The organism is Nonomuraea sp. NPDC049758, from assembly GCF_040674635.1.
Lineage (GTDB): Bacteria > Actinomycetota > Actinomycetes > Streptosporangiales > Streptosporangiaceae > Nonomuraea.
Map to the genome: position 1 here is coordinate 270996 of NZ_JBFAMZ010000007.1, position 19448 is coordinate 290443.

At 71.9% G+C, this 19448-nt stretch carries 20 protein-coding genes; 10 read left to right on the forward strand and 10 right to left on the reverse strand.

The features are described 5' to 3' along the window. Nucleotides 1–2 precede the first annotated feature (2 nt). On the forward strand, nt 3–1145 hold the full coding sequence (locus tag AB0J46_RS20785; RefSeq protein ID WP_364334076.1) for a glutamate--cysteine ligase: 1143 nt from the start codon (nt 3–5) through the stop codon (nt 1143–1145). Nucleotides 1146–1179: 34 nt separating this feature from the next. On the opposite strand, the gene AB0J46_RS20790 is transcribed toward AB0J46_RS20785, so the two are convergent. Further along, complete coding sequence (locus AB0J46_RS20790) at nt 1180–2715, reverse strand: NAD(P)-binding domain-containing protein (protein WP_364334079.1); 1536 nt, start codon at nt 2713–2715, stop codon at nt 1180–1182. Next, nucleotides 2715–3287, reverse strand: coding sequence for a carboxymuconolactone decarboxylase family protein (locus AB0J46_RS20795; protein WP_358293315.1), 573 nt, complete (start codon nt 3285–3287; stop codon nt 2715–2717). Before AB0J46_RS20795 ends, AB0J46_RS20790 begins: the two co-directional genes overlap by 1 nt. 139 nt (nt 3288–3426) lie before the next feature. Here AB0J46_RS20795 and AB0J46_RS20800 point away from each other — a divergent pair, with 139 nt between their 5' ends. After that, on the forward strand, nt 3427–3819 hold the full coding sequence (locus tag AB0J46_RS20800) for a nuclear transport factor 2 family protein (protein ID WP_352330337.1): 393 nt from the start codon (nt 3427–3429) through the stop codon (nt 3817–3819). Nucleotides 3820–3843: 24 nt separating this feature from the next. On the opposite strand, the gene AB0J46_RS20805 is transcribed toward AB0J46_RS20800, so the two are convergent. Beyond that, nucleotides 3844–4386, reverse strand: a complete 543-nt coding sequence (locus AB0J46_RS20805) for a carboxymuconolactone decarboxylase family protein (protein WP_364334084.1) — start codon at nt 4384–4386, stop codon at nt 3844–3846. 293 nt (nt 4387–4679) lie between these two features. Between AB0J46_RS20805 and AB0J46_RS20810 the strand changes: the two genes are divergently transcribed. Further along, entirely contained in the window at nt 4680–5387 is a 708-nt protein-coding gene (locus AB0J46_RS20810; RefSeq protein ID WP_364334087.1) for an NAD(P)-binding domain-containing protein, read from the forward strand. Between the two features lie 73 nt (nt 5388–5460). Here AB0J46_RS20810 and AB0J46_RS20815 read toward each other — a convergent pair whose 3' ends face one another. From AB0J46_RS20815 to AB0J46_RS20825, 3 genes are all read right to left on the reverse strand, one after another. Beyond that, complete coding sequence (locus tag AB0J46_RS20815; RefSeq protein WP_364334090.1) at nt 5461–7656, reverse strand: SpoIIE family protein phosphatase; 2196 nt, start codon at nt 7654–7656, stop codon at nt 5461–5463. 77 nt (nt 7657–7733) lie between these two features. Beyond that, nucleotides 7734–8597 (reverse strand): SDR family oxidoreductase, encoded by an 864-nt coding sequence (locus tag AB0J46_RS20820; RefSeq protein WP_364334093.1) that lies wholly within the window; start codon nt 8595–8597, stop codon nt 7734–7736. Nucleotides 8598–8741: 144 nt separating this feature from the next. Further along, nucleotides 8742–9188: an ATP-binding protein gene (locus AB0J46_RS20825; RefSeq protein ID WP_358293322.1), complete on the reverse strand. Its 447-nt coding sequence runs from the start codon at nt 9186–9188 to the stop codon at nt 8742–8744. A 342-nt stretch (nt 9189–9530) separates the two neighbouring features. On the opposite strand from AB0J46_RS20825, the gene AB0J46_RS20830 reads away from it, so the two are divergent. Continuing rightward, nucleotides 9531–9911, forward strand: a complete 381-nt coding sequence (locus AB0J46_RS20830) for an STAS domain-containing protein (protein WP_364334097.1) — start codon at nt 9531–9533, stop codon at nt 9909–9911. 533 nt (nt 9912–10444) lie between these two features. Here the strand turns inward: AB0J46_RS20830 and AB0J46_RS20835 are convergent. Next, nucleotides 10445–10807, reverse strand: coding sequence for an STAS domain-containing protein (locus AB0J46_RS20835; RefSeq protein ID WP_364334100.1), 363 nt, complete (start codon nt 10805–10807; stop codon nt 10445–10447). Nucleotides 10808–11099: 292 nt separating this feature from the next. Between AB0J46_RS20835 and AB0J46_RS20840 the strand changes: the two genes are divergently transcribed. Beyond that, nucleotides 11100–11702 (forward strand): TetR/AcrR family transcriptional regulator, encoded by a 603-nt coding sequence (locus AB0J46_RS20840; protein WP_364334103.1) that lies wholly within the window; start codon nt 11100–11102, stop codon nt 11700–11702. Nucleotides 11703–12529: 827 nt separating this feature from the next. Further along, a complete protein-coding gene (locus AB0J46_RS20845; protein WP_358293330.1) occupies nt 12530–12892 on the forward strand; it encodes a DUF1622 domain-containing protein in 363 nt (120 codons plus the stop codon). A gap of 166 nt (nt 12893–13058) precedes the next feature. Here the strand turns inward: AB0J46_RS20845 and AB0J46_RS20850 are convergent, their stop codons facing one another. Together AB0J46_RS20850 and AB0J46_RS20855 are read right to left on the reverse strand one after the other, a co-directional pair. Continuing rightward, nucleotides 13059–13814: a PASTA domain-containing protein gene (locus AB0J46_RS20850; protein WP_364334105.1), complete on the reverse strand. Its 756-nt coding sequence runs from the start codon at nt 13812–13814 to the stop codon at nt 13059–13061. 146 nt (nt 13815–13960) lie between these two features. Then, nucleotides 13961–14713, reverse strand: coding sequence for a peptidylprolyl isomerase (locus AB0J46_RS20855; RefSeq protein ID WP_364334108.1), 753 nt, complete (start codon nt 14711–14713; stop codon nt 13961–13963). Nucleotides 14714–15154: 441 nt separating this feature from the next. On the opposite strand from AB0J46_RS20855, the gene AB0J46_RS20860 reads away from it, so the two are divergent. Then, entirely contained in the window at nt 15155–15721 is a 567-nt protein-coding gene (locus AB0J46_RS20860) for a histidine phosphatase family protein (protein ID WP_364334110.1), read from the forward strand. Between the two features lie 144 nt (nt 15722–15865). Here AB0J46_RS20860 and AB0J46_RS20865 read toward each other — a convergent pair whose 3' ends face one another. Continuing rightward, nucleotides 15866–17254: an alpha/beta fold hydrolase gene (locus AB0J46_RS20865; protein WP_364334113.1), complete on the reverse strand. Its 1389-nt coding sequence runs from the start codon at nt 17252–17254 to the stop codon at nt 15866–15868. A 438-nt stretch (nt 17255–17692) separates the two neighbouring features. On the opposite strand from AB0J46_RS20865, the gene AB0J46_RS20870 reads away from it, so the two are divergent. From AB0J46_RS20870 to AB0J46_RS20880, 3 genes are all read left to right on the forward strand, one after another. After that, nucleotides 17693–18220, forward strand: a complete 528-nt coding sequence (locus AB0J46_RS20870) for a hypothetical protein (protein ID WP_364334116.1) — start codon at nt 17693–17695, stop codon at nt 18218–18220. Nucleotides 18221–18385: 165 nt separating this feature from the next. Next, entirely contained in the window at nt 18386–18979 is a 594-nt protein-coding gene (locus AB0J46_RS20875) for a hypothetical protein (RefSeq protein ID WP_364334119.1), read from the forward strand. 146 nt (nt 18980–19125) lie between these two features. After that, nucleotides 19126–19446: a GYD domain-containing protein gene (locus AB0J46_RS20880; protein ID WP_364334121.1), complete on the forward strand. Its 321-nt coding sequence runs from the start codon at nt 19126–19128 to the stop codon at nt 19444–19446. The last annotated feature ends 2 nt before the right edge of the window (nt 19447–19448 follow it).

Consider the following 19448-nt stretch of genomic DNA (forward strand, 5'->3'; position numbering starts at 1 on the left):
ACATGACGGCTACCGCCGAGTCGTTACGGCAGTCCTCCGGCGGCGTGACCGCCCGCCTGATGGGCGTCGAGGAGGAGTACCTGGTCGTCGATCCGAGCACCCGCGCCGTGGCCCCCGGGGCGGGGGCCGTCGTCAGGCGCGCCGCGGCCGGGCTGGGCGACCGGGTCTGCACGGAGATCACGCAGTTCCAGGTGGAGGCCAAGACGGCGCCCTGCGCGAGCCGGGCCGAGCTGGAGGCGGAGCTGCGGCGCATGCGCGAGGTCGTGGCCGCCGCCGCGCGCGCCGAGGGGCTGGCCGTGGTCGCCTCCGGCACACCGGTGATCGGCGACGTCGTCCCGCCGCCGATCACCGAGCACCCGCGGTACGGCGTCGGCATCGACAACTACCGCGCCCTGCACGACGAGCAGGCCATCTGCGCCGGTCACGTGCACATCCACGTGCCCGACCGGGAGCAGGCCGTGCTGGTCTGCAACCACGTGCGCCCGTGGCTGCCGGTGCTGCTCGCGCTCATGGCCAACTCGCCCTTCTGGGCCGGCCGCGACACCGGTTACGCGGGCTGGCGGGTGCTGGCCTGGGGCAAGTGGCCCGTGGCCGGGCCGCCGCCGTACTTCGGGTCGCTGGAGCACTTCGAGCGCACGGTCGCGGCGCTGACCGACAGCGGCGCGCTGGTCGACCCCGGGACGCTGTTCTGGGACGTGCGCCCGTCGGCCCGGCTGCCCACGGTGGAGGTGCGGGTGGCCGACGTGCCCGCCTCCACGCGCGAGTCGGTGTTCCTGGCGCTGGTGGTGCGGGCGCTGGTCACCACGTCGCTGCACCGGGTGCGGGACGGCGATCCGGGCCCCGAGGTGCCCGCCGAGCTGCTGCGCGCGGCCTACTGGCGGGCCGCCAGGGACGGGCTTGGCGGGTCCGGCGTCGATCCGTTCACGGGGGCGGCGCGGCCGGTCGCCGAGCTGGTGGCGCGGCTGCTGGAGCACGTCGGGCCCGCGCTGGCCGCGGCCGGCGACCTTGAGGCGGCCGAGGAGGGGTGGCGGCTGCTGCGCGAGCACGGCGGCGGCGCCGAGCGCCAGCGGGCCGCGCACGCCCGGCGCGGGGCGCTCGCCGACGTGGTCGACGATCTCGTGGCCCGCTTCTCCTCCTACGCCTGAAGCCGACCGGCTCCCGGCTGAAGCCGGCCGGCTCCTACGGCTGAAGCCGGTCGGCCAGGAACGCGCGCAGCGGCTCGACGTGGCGTACGGGGTCGCGCCAGCGGGCCTGGAGGTCCTCCAGGAGGTGCTGCTCGGCGACCGGCTCGCCGTGCCGCCAGGCCCGGACGACGGGATGCAGGAAGGCGCACTCGTCGGCCCGCTCGGGCGTGGGGTGGCGCTGGATGGCGAACACGTCGGCCCGGTCGCGCGGCCCCCAGCGCAGGGTCAGCGTGAGGCACAGCCCGGCGGCGGCGAAGCGCTCGCGGGCGTAGTCCTCCGGCAGGTCCTCGTAGTGGCGCACGACGCCGTCCGGGCCGAGCACGTACGCGTCGGACAGGTACTCGAACTGGGTCCACAGCGCCGAGCTGTGGTTGACCCGGTCGAGCATCGACCCGGTGAGCACGTCGGCGTCGGCGGGCAGCTCGCGCACGGGCAGCGGCCGGCCCTCGTAGCGTTCGAGCAGCAGGGCGGTCAGCGAGCGCAGGTTGTAGCGGAAGCCGTCGATGAACGCCGAGGAGGCCCGTTTGAAGTCGCGGGCCTGCATGAGGGTGCCGGCGAAGTACAGGCCCTCGACGTCGGCCGACTGGAAGTCGGGACGGATCGCCGGCATCCGGCCGCTGGGGGTCAGCGCGGGCCGGCAGGAGTCGCCGAACAGCCCGGTGTCCATGGTGAAGCCCGTGCAGCGCAGGACGGCGTCGTAGTCGAGCACCGCCTGCTCGCCGTCGGCCAGCGTGTAGGTGATCGCGGCCCTGATCCCGCCGCCCTCGCGCCAGAGGCGGTCGACGGTGCACTCCAGGACGCCGTGCAGGGTCTTGAACCAGTAGCTGTCCAGGAAGGCGCCGTACTGGCCGCGGACGTGGCCGGGGTGCTTGCTCGTCCAGGCCAGGCGGACGGGGCTGGGGCTGGCCAGGTGGATGACCGCGGCGTACGGGAGCAGCGCCTGGGCGGTCTCGAACGCCGAGTTGCCCTTGCCGATGACCAGGACGCGCCGGTCGGCGAAGTCCTCGCCGTTGACGGGGACGTCCTCGTAGCCGGTGGCCAGCTCGATGCCCGGGATGTCGGGGATGTGCGGGCCGCCCCAGCCGGTGGCGACGATCAGGCAGTCGGCCCGGAGAACCTGGTCACCGGTGTGGACGACGAAGCCCGCGCCGTCCTTCTCGACGCGCTCGACGGCCGTCGAGTACCGCACCCGCAGCCCGTGGACGCGCTGGAAGTCGGCGAGGTAACGGACCAGGTCGTCGGCGTGCGGGAAGTACTCGCGCGAGTAGTTCGGGAACATCAGGTCGGGCTCGTCGTTGAGCAGGGAGTTCCAGTCCCAGCGGAGCTGGATCTCGCGCTCCTTCTCGCCGGTGTGCACCTTGTTCAGCGAGATGAGCCGGCGGTGGCGCGGGTAGCTGCGGAAGAAGCCTCCGGGCGCGTCCTCGCGTTCCAGGGTGACGTAGTCGGCCCCGGCGCGCTGCAGGAAGTAGCTGAGCTGCAGCCCGCCGGGTCCGGCGCCGATGATCACGAACCGGTGGTGTTCCGCGTCCATCAGTCCTGCTGTCCCGCCGCCGGTGGGACGGTCGTGTAGCCGTGCGTCAGGATGCGCTGCGCGGCCAGGTCGTACCCGGCGGGGTCGTCGGGGGCGAAGGTGCCCAGGCCGTCGACGTACCGGTTGAACATGCAGAACGCGGCCGCGATCAGCACGGTGTGGTGCAGCTCCTTGTCGGTGGCCCCCTCCGCCCTGGCCGCGGCCACCAGCTTGTCGGTGACGTCCCTGCCGCTCCGCTGCACGGCGGCGGCGATGGCGAGCAGGGCGCGGAGCTTGGGCGTGACGGGCGCCGTGCCGGGGTCGGCGCGGACCTGGTCCACCAGCGTCATGCCCTCGGGGAGCTGGGCGGCGGCGAACGCGGCGTGCGAGGCCGTGCAGAACCGGCACTCGTTGAGCCCCGACACGTAGGCCGCGATCAGCTCCCGCTCGCCGCGGCTCAGTGTGCTGTCGCCACGCAGGAGGACCTCGGCCAGCGCGTTCATCGGAGCGGCCGTCTCTGGGCTGAACTGGAAAAGTCCGCGGATTCCTGGTTCATCGGAATCGAGGGCAATATGGGGCACGCAAGCTCCCATCGATGCGGTTTTCTCCTAGTCTGCACACTCCGGCAAATTGCGCAAGATCTCGTTAATTGTGCCTCCTTCTTGTCTCCTGCAACTGACGCGCGTAATGTCACGGACGCCACCTAAACCCCGTTTGTGACTGGCGGTCGTCATGGATGAGCATCCCCACATCACCGTTGCCGGCAACACCTACGACGCCATCGCCAAGGGCGACCTGGAGGACCTTCGCCGGCTGCTCGCCGACGACGTGATCTTCCACGTCCCCGGCCGCGGACCGATGGCCCGCGACTACTCCGGCAAGGAAGCCGTGCTCGGCTACCTGGCCGAGCTGCTGAAGTCCACCACCGGCACGCTGCGCCTGGAGCCGGAGTCCTACCTCGTCGGCGGCGACCAGGTCGCCGCCGTCCTGCGCATCCGCGGTGAGCGCGACGGCCGCTCGCTCGACGACCGCGGCATGCAGTTGTTCCGGATCACCGACGGGAAGATCAGCGAGCGCTGGAGCTTCCCGCTCGACCCCTATTCGGTGGACGAGTTCTTCGGCTGATCACGCCCGGGTGGACGGGGCCGCTCAGCCGGCCTCGTCCAGCGCCTCGTCGTTCCACACCTTCACGTACCCGCTGGTCAGACGGGCCCTGTCGGCGTAGTGGCCGGGGTCGTCGGTGGCCAGTGTGGCCAGGCCGTCCACGTACCGGTTGTACATGCAGAAGGCCGCCGCGATCAGCACCGTGTCGTGGATCTCCAGGTCCGTGGCGCCCTCGGCCCTGGCGGCGCGCACGTGCTCGTCGGTGACCTCCCGTCCGCCGCGCTGCACCGCCCCGGCGATGGCCAGCAGGGCCTTGAGCTTGCCGGAGAGCGGGGCCGCCGCCGGGTCGGCGCAGGTCTCGTCGACCAGCGTCATGCCGTCCGGCACGCGGACGGCGGCGAAGGCCGCGTGGGTGTGGAAGCAGAACCGGCACCGGTTGAGCGACGACACGTACGCCGCGATCAGCTCGCGCTCGCCCCGGGTCAGCGGGCTGTCCCCGCACAGCAGCACCTCGGAGAGCAGGGTCAGCGGTTCGGCCGCCTCGGGACGGTAACGGAACAACCCCCGGATCCCCGGCTCGTCGGACACCAGCTGGATATGCGGACGCGTGCCGCCCGCGTGATTAACGAATTCACGCCGCCCAGCGTCGCGCGAGACGGAACGTAATGCTGAATTTCCCATTCGGTCCTCCAACGTCCGTTTGCCTGCCTATGGGGTCCAGTGTGCGGGTTCGTCGCGCGCAGATTCCGCCGCGGAACGACCAGGAAGTTGCGTGCCGGTGACCACTTGATGCCAGCGGCGCCGCTGGAACCATCCGCCCGGAATCGGGTTCGGGTGCCGTCCGGCGCGCCGACACGGCCTCCGACCAGCGATAACGCATTGTGACGATATCCTGGCGAGCAGTAGCTGAGGCGCACAACCGGGGGCGGAGCATGAAGATCGGCATCATCGGCGCGGGGAACATCGGCGGCACGCTCACCCGGCGCCTGACCGAGCTGGGGCACGAGGTGGCGGTGGCCAACTCCCGGGGGCCCCAGACGCTCACCGGCCTGGCCACCGAGACCGGCGCGACCCCCGTGACCGTCGAGGAGGCACCCCAGGGAGCCGACCTGGTCGTGGTCACGATCCCCCAGGGCAAGGTGCCCGAGCTGCCCGACGGCCTGTTCGACGACGTCACCGGCGGCCTGACCGTCGTGGACACCGGCAACTACTACCCCCAGCGCGACGGCCGGATCGACGAGATCGAGGCCGGGATGCCGGAGAGCCGGTGGGTCGAGCAGCAGCTCGGCCATCCGGTGGTGAAGGCGTTCAACAACATCTTCGCCGACCACCTGGGCCACGGCGGGCGCCCGTCCGGCACCCCCGGTCGCATAGCCCTGCCCGTGGCCGCCGACGACGAGCGCGGCAAGAAGATCGTGATGGGCTTGGTGGACGCGCTCGGCTTCGACCCCGTGGACGCCGGCGGCCTCGACGAGTCGTGGCGGCAGCAGCCCGGCAGCCCCGTCTACACCACCGACAAGGACGCCGAGGGCGTCAGGGAGGCCCTGGCCCAGGCCCGCCAGGAACGCACACCGGAGTGGCGCGCCTGACCCGCCCGGGACGCCTTACCTGGTCGGCGCTGCCCGGGCCCGGTCGGCGCTGCCCAGGGTCGGTCGGCGCTGCTCAGGGTCGGCCGGTGCGCAGGAGCAGCATGGCGATGTCGTCGGCGCGGTGCTCGACGGCCGCGGCGGCCGCGATCATGTCCTCGGCCACGTCCGTGAGCGGCTGGTCCGGCGCGGGGGCGAACCCGGCGGCCAGGCTGCCGATGGCCTCGCCGAGGTCGTGTCCGGGCACCTCGATGAGCCCGTCGGTGTAGAGGGCCAGCACCGAGCCGGGCGGCAGGGCGAGCTGGGTGGTGGCGTACTCGGTGCCGGGTTCGATGCCGAGCAGCAGCCCGGGGGCGGACTCCACCACCTGCGCGGGCTCGCCGGGCCGGCGCAGCAGCGCCGGCAGGTGGCCCGCGCTGGCCACGCACGCCATGCTCCGCCCCAGGTCGACGCTGATGTACAGGCAGCTGGTGAACCGGTCCGGGGCCAGCTCGTTGAGCAGGCGGTTGGTGTGCGCGAGCACCTCGCCGGGGTTGGCGCCCGCGCTCGCGTGGGCGTGGATGGCCGTACGCACCTGGCCCATCAGCGCGGCGGCGGTGACGTCGTGCCCCTGGACGTCGCCGATGACGGCGGCGGCCACCTTCTCCTCCAGCCGGATCAGGTCGTAGAAGTCGCCGCCGATGTCCATGCCGGGCGTGGCGGGCAGATAGCGGGCGACCACCTCCAGCCCGGGGATGCCGGGCAGGGTGCGCGGTAGCAGGCTCGACTGCAGCGACTGCGCGAACTGGTGCTTGACGTCGTAGAGGCGGGCGCGCTCGAACGCCTGGGCGATGAGCCCGCTCAGGGCCGTCAGGCTGGCGCGCTCGTCGGTGGTGAAGCGGTGGGGACGGTCGTAGGCCAGGATGCACAAGCCGGCCGTCCGCCCGCCGGCCGTCAGCGGCAGGAACGCCCAGGCCGACATGTCGTCCGACCTGATCGCCTCCGGGTACGTCGCGCGCAGCTCGGCCCAGGTGCCGAAGAAGGCCGGCGCGCCGGCGGCCAACGGGTGGCCGGGCGACAGGTGCAGCAGGGGCTGGCCGTCGTACTCCTCGATCGCCTTCTCGCTGTACCCGCGCGAGGCGGCCACCTGCATGCGCCCGCCCCTGGAGGTCAGGATGGCCAGGGCCTGCACGTGGTAGGCGGGCATCACGTGGTCGGCGACCAGGTTGATCACCTCCTGGGCGGTGACGGCCCGCGCCAGGGTGGTGGCCAGGTGCAGCATCTCGTGCAGCGCAACGAGGCGCGGCGGCCGGTCGGCGGCGACGAGCTGGTCGGGCATGACCGGACGCGGGTCGCGGGCCATCGTGCTCGGCGTGACCCGCATGGTGACGCCGGCCAGGCCCGGATAGAGATGGAAGGCCAGCCACTGGCCGCCCGGGTTGCGGGTGGTGAAGTAGGTGACCTCCTGGCTGACCACCGCGGCGCGGTAACGGTCCTCGTAGGCGGGCTCGCCCAGCCAGGGCAGGGCGTCCCAGGGGCGCTTGCCGGTCAGCTCGCCCGCCGCGGCCTGCAGCAGCTCCTCGGCGGGGGCGGTGACCAGGGTGAGCCGCCCCTCGACGTCGAGCATGCAGTAGCCCTCGGGCAGCCGGTTGAGGCAGGTCAGCAGCAGGCCCTCGCCGCCGGGCGGCTCCCTGGTCAGCACGCGCGGCTGATGCCCCGGCGGCACCGGCCGGTTCCCCCTCGGGACGATCTCCGCCAGGTCGGCGCACGTGGCGGTCAGGACGTCGAGCTGGTGCCGGGTAGGACGGCCGGCCGGGGCGGGCGGCCAGAGCAGCATCATGGCCCCCCGCACCTCGCCGTCGCGGTCGACCAGGGGCGCGACGGCGAGCGCGAACCCGTACGGGAAGGCGAGCGCCACGAGCGGGAACTCGCGGGCCATGGCCTCCCGGTCGGGCACCCACACCAGCCGCCGCTGCCGCACCGCCATCGCGACCGGCGACTGGTCGGTGGATCTGATCAGGACCCATGAGCGCGAGAAGGGCTCGGGGAGCCCCGACTCGGCGTCCATCATCAGCACGCGCCCGTCCTCGGCCAGGACGAAGAGCACGCACACGTGCGCCTGCGTGCTGGTGGCCGCGCCGAGCAGCAGCCTGTCGACGTGCGCGTCGCCCGCCGAGCCACCGTCGTGCGCCGAGCCACCGTCGTGCGCCGGGCCGCCGTTGTGGGCCCAGCCGCCGTCGCCGGCCGCCGGGCCGGGAGGTGATGGTGGCGGTACGTGGGGGATATCTCCCATGAAATCAGGCTATGCAAGCTCCCTGTACGGGAATATGCACGGTCCGTAATGGCTGAGCAAAGTGTTCCAAGGCTCCGTCAGGCGAGCGGCCCGAGGTACGTGCCACCGGAGACGTCGATGGTCTGCCCGGTCACCCACCGGCCCGCCGGACCGGCCAGGAAGCCCACCACGTCGGCGACGTCCTCGGGCTCGCCGAGCCGCCCGAGCGCGGTGATGGACTCCAGCGCCGCCACCACCTCGGGGATCGAGGTGTAGCCCGCGGTCATGTCGGTCCGTACGGCGCCGGGCGCGACCGTGTTCACGGTGATGCCGCGCCGTCCCAGCTCGTTGGCGAGCGTCGGGGCCATCGCCTCCAGCGCCGCCTTGCTGATCGTGTAGCCGATCTGCGTGGTGACGGCGAACCGGCTGGCCGTCGAGCCCATGTTGATGATGCGGCCGCCGTCGTTCAGCAGCGGCAGCGCGCGTTGGATCACGAAGAACGGAGTGGTGACGTTGACCGTCATCACCCGCTCGAACTCCGCCGGGGTCAGGTGCGCGATCGGGACGGTCGAGGCGATGCCGGCGTTGTTGACCAGGATGTCCAGGCCACGCCCGGCCAACCCGTCGGCCAGCCCCTCGAACAACCGCTCCACCGCCCCCTCAACGCCCCTGCCCTCTTGCCCGCCCTCCGCGCTGACGACGTCCGCTCCACCATGTACGCCCTCCGCGCCCTCCGCGCCCTTGACGCTCTGCTGGGGCTTCGCGCCGAAGCGGGCCTGCACGGCGAACGCCCGGCCGCCGCGCTCCTCGATCAGGGCGACGGTCTGCTTGGCCGCCTCGTCGTCGCCGCCGTAGTGCACGGCCACCAGCGCGCCCTCGGCGGCCAGCCGCAGCGACACCGCCCGGCCGATGCCCCGGGAACCGCCCGTCACCAGCGCCGTCTTGCCATTCAGCATGCCCATTGTCCGCTCCCCACGTGTGTGGCCTGTGCTCCGCGGTCGCGGAGACAGGTCAACAGTGGCGGGGCCGGCTCACCGCGTCCTCACCGGCGACTCACCGCTCACCAGCCGTCTGAGAGCAAAGACGGACGGGCGGATCACCGTGGCTCAGCTGGCCGCAGGGGAGGAGTCGCCGCCCTGCCAGGGACGCAGACGGGTGGCGAGCGGCAGACGCATACGCAGCCGCAGCCTGCTGCCCCCTTGCGGATGATCGATGCCGACCTCGTCGCACAGACGATGGATCAGCCACAGGCCGAGACGCCGCGCCGAGGGCGAGGGACGGGTGAGCCGGGCGTCGGCCAGATGCTCGGCCCGCAGGCGTCCGGCCGTGTCACAGACATCGACCGTGAGGACGGCGGCGTCGGTGTAGGCCGTCACCGTGCCGCGACCGCCACCGTGTTCCAGGACGTTCGCGGCGGCCTCGTTGACGGCGAGCACCAGGTGGTCGAGCCGCGCGCCGGACAGCCCCGCGTGGGTGGCGTAGACGCGCACCAGATCGCGGGTGAGCGCGAGATTGTTGGTGATGGTGCACCGCAGGTGGAAGGGTGCTTGCATGGCTTGCCCCTACCGTGTACGGGGGTTACGGCGGCGTAAAGCGCTCGATCGAGGGCAGAGAGTAAGGCGACCGAGTAAACGAGCCGAGCCGGGCGCGCCACGGGCGCACCTGTCCAGTTCACCGGTGGCCGAAGCCGTGGTGACCTGGACGATGCCTGGCGGAAAGGGTTGATCGCCCGACATCTGCTTCTCCCTCTGCCCGATGTGCCGACGCTGTATGGACGCGCGGCGCGCCGGGCCCTCTTGTTTTCGGCGATCTGTCAGGGGCGCCCGCACCTTCCCTCGATAGGGAACGTGGCGCGGCTCGGCTCTGCCCTAGACGACCGCATTGGTGTGATTTCAATGACCGACCAGACCGGCGACCCTGCCGATGTGCTGCCCATGGTGCACCCCTTCGGCCTGCGCGTACGCGGCGAGATCGACCACCATGGACGGCCCGCGCTGGCCCGAGCGCTGGCGTGGGCGTTACGCATCGGCGAGACCGACGTCCATCTGGACCTGTCCGAGCTTACCTTCATCGACGCCGGAGGGCTGCGGCTGATCATCAGCACGGCCACCGACCTGCCGCCGCCGCGCAGGCTGGTGCTCCAGAACGCCTCGTCGACGGTGCGCGAGCTGCTGGAACTGCTCGGCTGGCGGCTGGGGCCGGAGGATCAGCTGTACCAGGTGATCAACGCGTCACATCCCCACGGCCCGGACCCGGCCCCCTCCCCACCGTCCTGACCTGACGTCCAGGCCCGCTTCGGGGCCCCTGCCCGTCACCGCCCGCCCAAGCCCCGCAGGCCCCGGCCCCGCCCGGCCTCGCCCGCCCCCCCAGGGCCCGGGTCCCGCCGCCGCTACCGGCCCATTCCGCCCCCTCCCGGCCATGCTGCTGTTTCCTCCGGGCCATGCTGCTGGCCCCTCCCGATCCCGCCGCCGGCCGCTACCGGCCCATTCCGACCCCACTGCCGGCACTTTCCGACCACGTCCGGCCGTACTGCCCTCCCGATCCCGCTGCCGACCGCTCTCGCCTCCCTGCCGGTCCCTGCCGGTCCCTCCCGATCCCCCTGCTGTCTCGGTGCCGTGCTGCGACCCTTCACCGGCACACCCGGCCTGGGCGTCCGCCGCGATCCCCGTCGCCCCGAAGGGCCGTCATCGGGCCCCTGGCCGCCCGAAGCCCTCACCGCGCCCCTGGCCTGGCTCACCCGTACCGGGCCCGGACCCGCGCTTGTCGTTGCTGAGCGGCCGTGGCCGCCGCCCTCGCCGCCCCTCCGGGGTCAGGACGGCCAGCCGCGCGGCTTGGCCCAGCTCGCAGTCTCGGCCGGACCTTCGTCCGAAGGGAACAGGCGCGACAGACGCGTGATGTCCAGCAGGCGGGCCAGCGGCCCGTGCACCCCGACCAGCCGGACGCTGCCGCCGCGCCGCTCAGCCTGCCGCTGGCCGACGATGAGGGCCCAGAGGCCGCACGAGTCGCAGAAGGCCAGGTCGGTGACATCGATCACGACCTTCGGACGCTCCGCCTCCAGGAGTTCCGCGAGCGTACGGGCCAGCGGCATGCGGGTCACGCGGTCGAGGTCGCCGTCGAGATGCACCACGTGGCAGCCCGGCAGACGTTGGACGTTGATCGCTAACTCTGTCATGAGGGGATCCAGAGCTCAGCGCCACCGCTGTCCGCAACCGGCACATCGGCGGCGACATCGGACATCGCCCGCCCCTACCCCTCAGCGGCAGCCTTGCTCCTCCACGCATACCCAGGTAAGCACGATGTGGCTCAGCCGCCACAGCTCGGGTGGCCGCCTTTCAGCATGCCGCCTCAAGTCGTGCGCCTCCCGGCATCTTCGCCGCGTCCTCACCCAGCCCGCCCGCGCCGCGCGGACTCAAGCGGTACGTGGAAGCGCCCATCCCGGCCGTCTTCGACATATAGTAAGTTGGGTGACTGACTCAACGAGGACACGGGCCCGGGGGGCCGACAAGCGGCGCAGGCTGATGGCCGCCGCCGCCCGCGTCCTGCACGAGCAGGGCGTCGAGCGGACGACCATCGCCGACATCGCCGAGGCCGCCGGCGTGCCCGTGGGAAACGTGTACTACTACTTCAAGACCAAGGACGAACTGGTCCTGGCCGCGCTGTCCGAACACGCCGGGCACCTGGCCGAGCTCACCGCCGAACTCGACCGACTCCCCGACCCGCGCGCCCGCCTCAAGGCCATGGTGGACGCCTGGGTGAGCCAGCGGGACATCGCCGCCCGCTACGGCTGTCCCACCGGCACGCTCGCCTCCGAGCTGGACAAACGTGCGGAGGGCGGCCTCGACGTCGAGGCGGGCCGGGTCGTACGGCTGCTCCTCGACTGGTCGGAACGCCAGTTCCGCGACCTCGGCCAGCCGGACGCCGACGATCTCGCGCTCACCTTCGTCGGGGCGTACCAGGGGATGTCGCTGCTGGCCAACGCCTTGCGCGACCCCGAGATCATGACCCGCCAGGGCACCCGCCTGACCCACTGGCTCGACTCCCTCCCCACCAACCCCCATCACCGCTGATCCCCCTCCTCCCTCCACGAAGACCCCGCCGTCCAGACCACCACCTGGACGGCCCCACTTCCTACCCCAAGCCCCCTGCCGCCTCGGGAAGCTGCACCGCAATGCCCGAACCGCGCACACCCCCATCCCCGGCCCGCCCCTCTGCCCTCCGATCGCGCATAGGCCCCCACCAGAGGCCCGCCCGCTCCGCGCGCCGCTCGGCCGGCTGCTCGCGGCGCATAAGCCCCCACCTGAGGCCCGTCCCCTCCCCCAGCCGCTCGCGTATGCCTCCTGCGCCAAGCCGGCCCTGTCCCCTACGGCCGCGCACGGTTTCCCGCCCCCACCCCGCCTCTCATCCCCTCCGCTCGCGCACGACTCCCCCAACCCGTCCTCATCCCTCTCCGATCGCGCACGGGGTCCCGCCCCAAGCCCGCGCGCTCTCCCCCTCTGATCGCGCACGGCTTCCCACCCCAAGCCCGTGCGCTCTACCCCCTCCGGTCACGCATGCCTCCTGCCCGAGGCCCGCAGCCCTCCCCCGTTCCTCCCGCGCATGACCTCCCAACCCGAGCCCTCCCCCGTTCCTCCCGTCTTTGACCTGGAGCCCAAGCCCGTCCCTCATCCCTCCGATGGCGCATGGATCTCCGCCCCACGTTCGCCCGCCATCCGACCGGGAAACGGCCTTCCACTCCTCCATCTGACCTCGTATGGCTCGCGGCCAAAGCCCGCCCGTCCTCACGCGAGGCCCCGTGCGGTGGGCTGGCAAAGAGGGGGGCTGGTGCGGCGTGTCGGGGCGGTACGCGGGGCGCGGGACGCTGATCCTTGCTGAAGGCGGGGCAAAGAGGGTGGTCATGGACTTCGCGCGGATCGTGGAGGCGATCGGCCAGGCTGTCGATCTCGCAGGCGTGGCGATCATCGTGCTGGGCGCGCTGACGGCCACCGTGTCCTTCGTGCTGCGGCTACGCGAAAGAGAGGCCCCGCACGGCGTCTACCGCGCCTACCGCCAGGGCCTCGGACGAGCGATCCTGCTCGGGCTGGAATTCCTGGTGGCCGGGGACATCATCCGTACGGTGGCGGTGGCCCCGACGTTCGTGAGCGTCGGAGTGCTCGCGCTCATCGTGCTCGTACGGACCTTCCTCAGCTTCTCGCTGGAGGTCGAGCTGGAGAACCGCCTGCCCTGGCAGCCACGGCGCAGCACCGACACCCCCGGCTGAACCCACCCCACCCGCCCGAAAACAGCAAGCCCCACGAAGTGCACCGTCTCGCTCGAAATCGCACGCCTCGAAGGAAACGCCCGATTCGGAGCGATGCAGCCGTCCGCTCCAAGGCGTCCGGCCACCCGAGGACGCGAGGTCGCCTCGGGGGGCCGGACCGCCGGGGTCATCTGAAGATGCAGGGCCGCCCGTTGCGATCCACCCCGCTGGACTCGTTCAGGTTCACCGCCGAACCGCGCGGCACGGTCGCCCCCGCCCCCGGGCTGCTGAACAGCACGGTCCCGCGAACGTCGACGCAGTTGTTGTCGAACGTGACCCCGCCGACCGTGAGGCCCGCCGCGGTGATCGAGTTCCGCGCGCTGCCGTCGTCGAAGCCCTGCACGTTGGGCACGGTGGTGAGGTTGCACTGCACCCGGAACAGCTCCCACGACCGCACCTGGGTCGCGTCGCTGTGCACCACGTCGGTGGTCCGGTTGCCGCCGCCCACGGCGGTCAGGAAGTGGCCGTCGACCGTCTGGATCGCGAAGCCGTCGCCGCCCTGGCGGACCAGCGCGAACTTCTCCCACGCCTGCAGGAGCGTGGCGTTGGAGTGGATGACGTCGGTCTGCAGGCCGCCGCCGTTCACGGCGGTCAGGTAGTTGCCGGTCAGCGTCCTGATGCCGACGTGCACGCCGTCGCCGGCGTCCACGAGGGTGAAGCGTTCCCACGAGCGGGCCACGGTCGCGTCGCTGTGGATCACATCGGTCGTACGGCCTCCGCCGCCCACCGCGGTCAGGTAGTTCCCGGTGTTGACCGTCTGGAACGTACAGGTGGTCGGGGTGGCGAAGGGCAGCGCCGCCCACGCGGGCCCGCTCAGCCCCACCATCCCCGCGGCGCCCAGCGCCAGCCCCGCCATCGTGCCGAACGCGCGTCTCAGGTTCATGCGTCTCTCCCTGCTCCCGGCTCCTCGGTCGGAGCCCTCGCCCTGAGGGCGTTCCAGACCGTGCCGCCCCCGTTCCACCGGCATGCGGGACGGGAGCCCTTCCACCGGCATCGGGGACGGGGGCGGCGCTGGAGCAGGAGTGACGCCTACTTCCGGCAGACCCGGGCGTCCCGGATGTCGACCGGCAGGACGGGCTTGCCGTCCACGGGCGGCGTGGGCCCGTCGGGCTCCGGCTGGATACCGCCCGCGGCGATACGGTCGAGCGCGGCGAGCCCGGCGGCGTCGACCGTGCCGAAGACCGTGTAGTTGGGCGCCAGGCCCGAGTCACCGTAGACCAGGAAGAACTGGCTGCCGTTGGTGTCGGGCCCGGCGTTGGCCATGGCCAGCACGCCCCGCGCGTACGTCTTGCGCACTCCGGTCGGGTCGCCGGGCCACGGCGGCAGGTCGGTGGGCAGTTCGTCCTTGTACCGGTAGCCGGGCCCGCCCTCGCCGGTGAAGCTGGGGTCGCCGCACTGCAGCACCTTCAGCCGGTCGTACGCGGTGAGCCGGTGGCAGGAGGTGACGTCGTAGAAACGGTGACGGATCAGGTGCACGAAGCTCTGCACGGTGCACGGCGCCTTGGCCGGGTCGAGGGTGAGCCCGATGTCGCCGTGGTTGGTCCTGAGCACCGCCGAGACCGGACGGGTGGGGGTGTGGCGCGGGTCCGGCGGCAGCGGAACCTTGCGCACGGCCGGGTCCTCGGGGGTCTCGGTGTACGCGCACGGCCCCTTGGTCGTCCGCGGCGGCCGGTCCAGGACCGTCGCGGAGGCCGGCATCGCGGCGGCCGCGACCAGCGCGCCCGTCGTGACTGCGGATAACGCGGCGCGGGCCGCGAGTCGTACCAACGCTCTGCCGGACATCGTGTCCTCCACTGCGTGATGATCGCCGGGCTTCCTGTGGTCTAGTCGATCTGACCCGCCCAGTCAAGACCGTGGCCGCACGAGGTCGGCGCCCCCTTGTGCGACTTCCGCGGCAGCCAGGATCCACCCCTGGTCGGCACGCTATGGCCAGCCCGAGGTCCGCGTGACAGCCGCCCCTCACCACCTCCCCCTCGCCCTTCGCCCCTCGCCCCTCGCCCCTCGCCCTTCGCCCTTCGCCCCTCGCCCTTCGCCCTTCGCCCTTCGCCCTTCGCCCTTCGCCCTTCGCCGGTGGATCTTCGCCGTCGTTTGCTCGGCCGGGCGCGGCTACGCTATGGCCTGCGGCCACATGATCTTTGCTTGTCAGCACACCGCTCGGTGATCGTGGTGGCCGCACGCGTCTCTGCCCTTGCCCACCGGAACACCGTTGCAGGAGGACGCCAAGTGCGCTGGCTCGACGTGCGCCGACACAGCTTGACCAAGAAGGGCGCGGCACGTGGCCGGGGGTCACACCTGTCAGGTGACGGCATCGCCCTCGCCCGCTTCATCGGCTCCGGAGTCGGTCCCTACGAGCGCGTGGTCACGAGTTCGTCTCCTCGGGCCGTCGAGACCGCTGTTGCGATGGGTTTCGCCGTCGACGACACCATGGAGATGCCGTCGGGTTATGTGCCTGGAGAGATCGCTCGGCACGCGCAATGGGGCTGGGCCGAGCCCTACCGGCGGCTCGCGGAGATCATCCGGGAGGGCCGGGAGGCGGCGACCGTGGCCGGGACCCACCGAGCGATCTGGGTGGACACGGTCCGCGACGTCGCGGAGGGCTGCTCGGCGCTCCTGGTCGGGCACGGAGGGGCGATCCAGCTGGCGTTGGCGGCGTGCTTTCCCGACGCTTCACACGACTCCTGGGGGACGCCGTTCGCGCACTGCGACGGTGCACGCCTCGGCTTCGACGACGGTCGGTTCGTGAGCATCGAGTTCCACCGGGCGCCGCAGAGCCCCGTCCGGACGAGTTGAAGATCGCCGACTGCGGCCGGCGTACTGGCCCAGCAAGACCTCGTCCTTCCCCTCTCGCTCGGGAGCCGAACCGCTCCGGCTGAAGCGTGGGGCGAGGACATTCGCGTTCGCCCGGATGGCTGCCTACCGGCGGGGTCGAGGTGGTCAGCATTGGGTGTTCGGCGGCGGCAGGGTCAGGTCGGTGAAGTAGCGGTTCATCAGGTCGCGGGCACAGGGGTTGAAGCCGTAGAGCGTGTGACCGGGGCCGTCGTGGCGGATGGTGACGCTGCCGGGGACGGTGGCCAAAGCACGTTCGACCGCGTCCGACTCTCCCCAGGCGCCCGCTCCCAGGACGGGAGGCACGCCCTTCGGGAGGGGAGCGGGTGGGTTGGTGACCGGGACGGGCCAGCCGATGCAGGTGAGGGTCGCCGAGGCCAGCGTGTTGGCGGTGCCGGTGAGAGGGGCGATCTTGCGGAGGCGGGCGTCGGTGCTGGCCAGTTCCTTGAGGGTCGTGGGGCGCGGCCAGTCGAGGCATTCGGTGACGGGGGTGGTCTGGTCGGGGTAGCGGGCCCCACGGGCTGGGACGAAGTCGGAGGCGTCGCCCTGGCCGGCCGCCTTGCGGATCGCGCGTGCCAGGGCGGGCCAGGCGGGGGCTCCTTGGCGGGCCATGAAGAGGGCGAGGGACTGCAGGTCGCGGGCGTTGTAGGCCATGTTGGCCGTCGTGGTGGGGATGGGCTTGCGGCGGGCTCGTTCGGTCAGCGCGTGCCAGAGGCCGGGTATGTCTTGGCAGTCGTGGGTGGCGCACCAGGTGAAGAAGCGCCGCATGGACTGCTCGTTGGACTTCGCCATCTCCTCCAGTTCGCGCGACCAGTCGGCGGGGCTGTGGTTCCAGGTGCCGTCGAGGACCATCGTGCGGATCTGGCCGGGGAAGAGGCGGGCGTAGTCCTGGCCGTAGAAGCCCGCGTAGGAGGCGCCGTAGTAGTTGAGCTTCGCGCCGCCCAGGGCCTTTCTGATCGCCTCCATGTCTCTGGCCTGGTCGGCCGAGCTCATGTTGGCGAACAGTTGGGGGTCTTGGTGGCGGCACGCCTCGGCGAAGCCGCGGTTGGTGTCGGACAGGCGGCCGAAGCCGGCGTCGTCACGCGGGGCTTCCGGGATGGGGATGCGGGTCCAGACGCACGCGAGGCCGGTGCTCAGGCCGCCGAACTGCTCGCCGTAGCCGCGGGTGTCCCAGGTGACGATGTCCATGCGCTCGCGTAGCCGGGCCCACCAGTCGGGGACGGCTGCGGTGGTGGCGATGCCGGGGCCTCCTGGGCCGCCGTAGGCGACCAGGACCGACCCTTCGGAGGCGCCGGTCGCTTTCAGCCTGCCCAGCTTCAGTGTGATCTTGCGGGCGTCGGGCTTGCGCCAGTCGACCGGGACCTGGAGGTCGGCGCACTCCATGCCGATCTTGTCGTTGGGGCAGGGCTGCCAGGTCAGTGAGGTTCCGGCGGCCATGGCGGGTTGGCCGGTGATCGCCAGCAGGGCGGCCAGGATCGTGGCGAGGGGTTTCGGCATGCGGTCATGATTGCGGCGCGGAGGTTGGGAGCGCGTCGGACCAGGGTCTGGTCTTGGAGCGGAGAAGTCCTACCACGGGTTGTCAGACCGTGGTCTGGCCGGTGTCATGCACGGCCCATGGGCCAGCCGATGTCACGCACGCTCTCTGGGCTGGCCGGTGCCACGCACGGCCCGGGGTCCAGCCGGTAGCACGCATGATCCGTGGCCCGACCAGTGCTACGCACGGCCCGTGGTCCAGCCGAAGTCACGCACGATCTGGAGCCCGTGTTACTGCTTGTGCAGGCTGTCCTGTCACCTCGCCGTCGAGGAGTCCGTCCGGTCAGGACGCTCGGTGAGGGGCGGGTCGTCGCTCGGCAGGGGCGTGGGGAAGGCGTCGCGCGTTCGAATGGCCTGGCAGCACTGCGGGCTCGGCGGGGACGGCTGCGCTAGCCTGCCGGGATGCGGCGGATTCTGGTGGCGGGCATCAGCGGGGCGGGCAAGTCGACGCTCGCCCGCGCACTGAGCAACCGGATCACCGTGCCCTGTCACGAGATGGACGGCCTGTACTTCGCCGGGCCAGGTTGGGCCGTGGACGAGGCGTTCCCGGAGCGGGTCGCCGAGATCGCCGGGACCCCGGCGTGGATCTTCGACTCCTTCGGCTACCCGGAGGTGCGCGACCTGCTGTGGGAACGCGCCGACACCATCGTCTGGCTGGACTATCCGCGCCGGGTCGTCATGCCGCGGGTCCTGCGGCGTTCGCTGCGCAGGACGGTTCTGCGCGAGCCCGTCTTCAACGGCAATCGGGAGACGGTCGCCGGATGGTTCCAGAGTGATCATCCGGCGTGGTGGGCCTGGTCGCAGCACGCCGCGCGGCAGGCGGAGATCCGGCGGCGCACCCGTGATCCGCGGTTCGCTCCCTTGCGCGTGCTGCGCTTCACCAGCCCGTACTCGGCGGCGGTCTGGCTGCGGTCGGTCGAGCCGGCCTGACGGCGGACCGCCTCCCCTCACAGGCGTCCGTCACCTCAGGGCCGTCTGCTTCACCCACGCGGTCGGCGGGATGAACGTGGGGTGGGCGGACCGGGATCGCAGGATTCTGGACGTCCAGGGTGTTCGGCCACAAGGTGGGCGGAGGTGGCGCGGGAGAGTCGGGGCATGGTTGAGATGTCGTCCGCGCAAGGCGGCTCGCAGGAGCGCTCCCCCACCGGCCGGGGGCTCATGGCCGTCGCACGTCGCTGGCCCACGGTGCTGGGCGTGGCTTTCATGGTCTTCAATGTCCTGGGACTGAAGGACGGGCGGGACGCGGCCCTTGTGGTGTTCCTCGCCGCGCTCGTCTACCTCGCCACGGCGGTGACCGGCAGGCCGGAGGTGGCCTGGCCGTTGTTCTGGGCGTCCGTGGTGGCCGTGGCGGCGCTGCGGCTGCTCGGGCCGGCGCCGTGGCCGGGGCTGGTCGGGGGTGCGGTGTGCGTCGCCGTCGTCGGCCTGGCGGGCGGGCTGGTGAGGAGGCCGACGCTGGTCGCGGCGCAGGTTCCGGCGATGCTGGTCTTCGGGGCGGTGTCGGTGGCCGCGCTGTCCCTGTCGCCTGCGGTCGGGGGCTGCCTGGTCGCCGCGGCCCTGGTCGGGCATGCCGTTCTGGACGTGGTCCTCTGGCGCAGGAACAAGGTGGTGGCCCGGTCGATGGCCGAGTTCTGCGCCGCGCTCGACCTGACGCTCGGGGTGGTGATCGTGGTGCTGACGGTCTCGGCCTAGACGGCGGTGCCGGCCGCGTCGAGGGCCGCAGGGCGAACCCAGCACTACCGGTGGGATTACCTTCATCCCAGGCTGAGAATTCCGACCTCGTCACCCGCGACAGCCACCTCGCACCGGGGCGGCGGCACGAGAAGAGGAACTCGACCATGCCCAAATATCTGATCCAGTCCACGTACACCACAGAGGGTCTCCGCGGGGTGCTGCGGGACGGCGGCACCGGACGCCGTCAAGCGGTGGATCGCCTGGTGGAAAGCCTGGGCGGACGGGTCGAGCAGATGTACTTCGCGTTCGGTGAGACGGACACGTTCGTGGTCGTCGACCTGCCGAGCAACGCGGCGTCGGCGGCGTTGGGGATGGCGGTGTCGGCGTCCGGGGCGGTGCGGACGACGACGGTCGCCCTCCTGACGGCGGAGGAGGTCGACGAAGCCACCCGGATGGACGTGACTTACCGGGCTCCTGGCGCGTGACA

What these genes read in the sequence shown, in the direction of transcription:
- AB0J46_RS20790 (WP_364334079.1), bottom strand. Translation starts at nt 2,715, where the DNA reads ATGGACGCGGAACACCACCGGTTCGTGATCATCGGCGCCGGACCCGGC.
- AB0J46_RS20795 (WP_358293315.1), bottom strand. Translation starts at nt 3,287, where the DNA reads ATGGGAGCTTGCGTGCCCCATATTGCCCTCGATTCCGATGAACCAGGA.
- AB0J46_RS20845 (WP_358293330.1), top strand. Translation starts at nt 12,530, where the DNA reads ATGGACTTCGCGCGGATCGTGGAGGCGATCGGCCAGGCTGTCGATCTC.
- AB0J46_RS20875 (WP_364334119.1), top strand. Translation starts at nt 18,386, where the DNA reads ATGGTTGAGATGTCGTCCGCGCAAGGCGGCTCGCAGGAGCGCTCCCCC.
- AB0J46_RS20785 (WP_364334076.1), top strand. Translation starts at nt 3, where the DNA reads ATGACGGCTACCGCCGAGTCGTTACGGCAGTCCTCCGGCGGCGTGACC.
- AB0J46_RS20870 (WP_364334116.1), top strand. Translation starts at nt 17,693, where the DNA reads ATGCGGCGGATTCTGGTGGCGGGCATCAGCGGGGCGGGCAAGTCGACG.
- AB0J46_RS20815 (WP_364334090.1), bottom strand. Translation starts at nt 7,656, where the DNA reads ATGGGAGATATCCCCCACGTACCGCCACCATCACCTCCCGGCCCGGCG.
- AB0J46_RS20830 (WP_364334097.1), top strand. Translation starts at nt 9,531, where the DNA reads ATGACCGACCAGACCGGCGACCCTGCCGATGTGCTGCCCATGGTGCAC.
- AB0J46_RS20865 (WP_364334113.1), bottom strand. Translation starts at nt 17,254, where the DNA reads ATGCCGAAACCCCTCGCCACGATCCTGGCCGCCCTGCTGGCGATCACC.
- AB0J46_RS20855 (WP_364334108.1), bottom strand. Translation starts at nt 14,713, where the DNA reads ATGTCCGGCAGAGCGTTGGTACGACTCGCGGCCCGCGCCGCGTTATCC.
- AB0J46_RS20880 (WP_364334121.1), top strand. Translation starts at nt 19,126, where the DNA reads ATGCCCAAATATCTGATCCAGTCCACGTACACCACAGAGGGTCTCCGC.
- AB0J46_RS20825 (WP_358293322.1), bottom strand. Translation starts at nt 9,188, where the DNA reads ATGCAAGCACCCTTCCACCTGCGGTGCACCATCACCAACAATCTCGCG.
- AB0J46_RS20850 (WP_364334105.1), bottom strand. Translation starts at nt 13,814, where the DNA reads ATGAACCTGAGACGCGCGTTCGGCACGATGGCGGGGCTGGCGCTGGGC.
- AB0J46_RS20800 (WP_352330337.1), top strand. Translation starts at nt 3,427, where the DNA reads ATGGATGAGCATCCCCACATCACCGTTGCCGGCAACACCTACGACGCC.
- AB0J46_RS20820 (WP_364334093.1), bottom strand. Translation starts at nt 8,597, where the DNA reads ATGGGCATGCTGAATGGCAAGACGGCGCTGGTGACGGGCGGTTCCCGG.
- AB0J46_RS20835 (WP_364334100.1), bottom strand. Translation starts at nt 10,807, where the DNA reads ATGACAGAGTTAGCGATCAACGTCCAACGTCTGCCGGGCTGCCACGTG.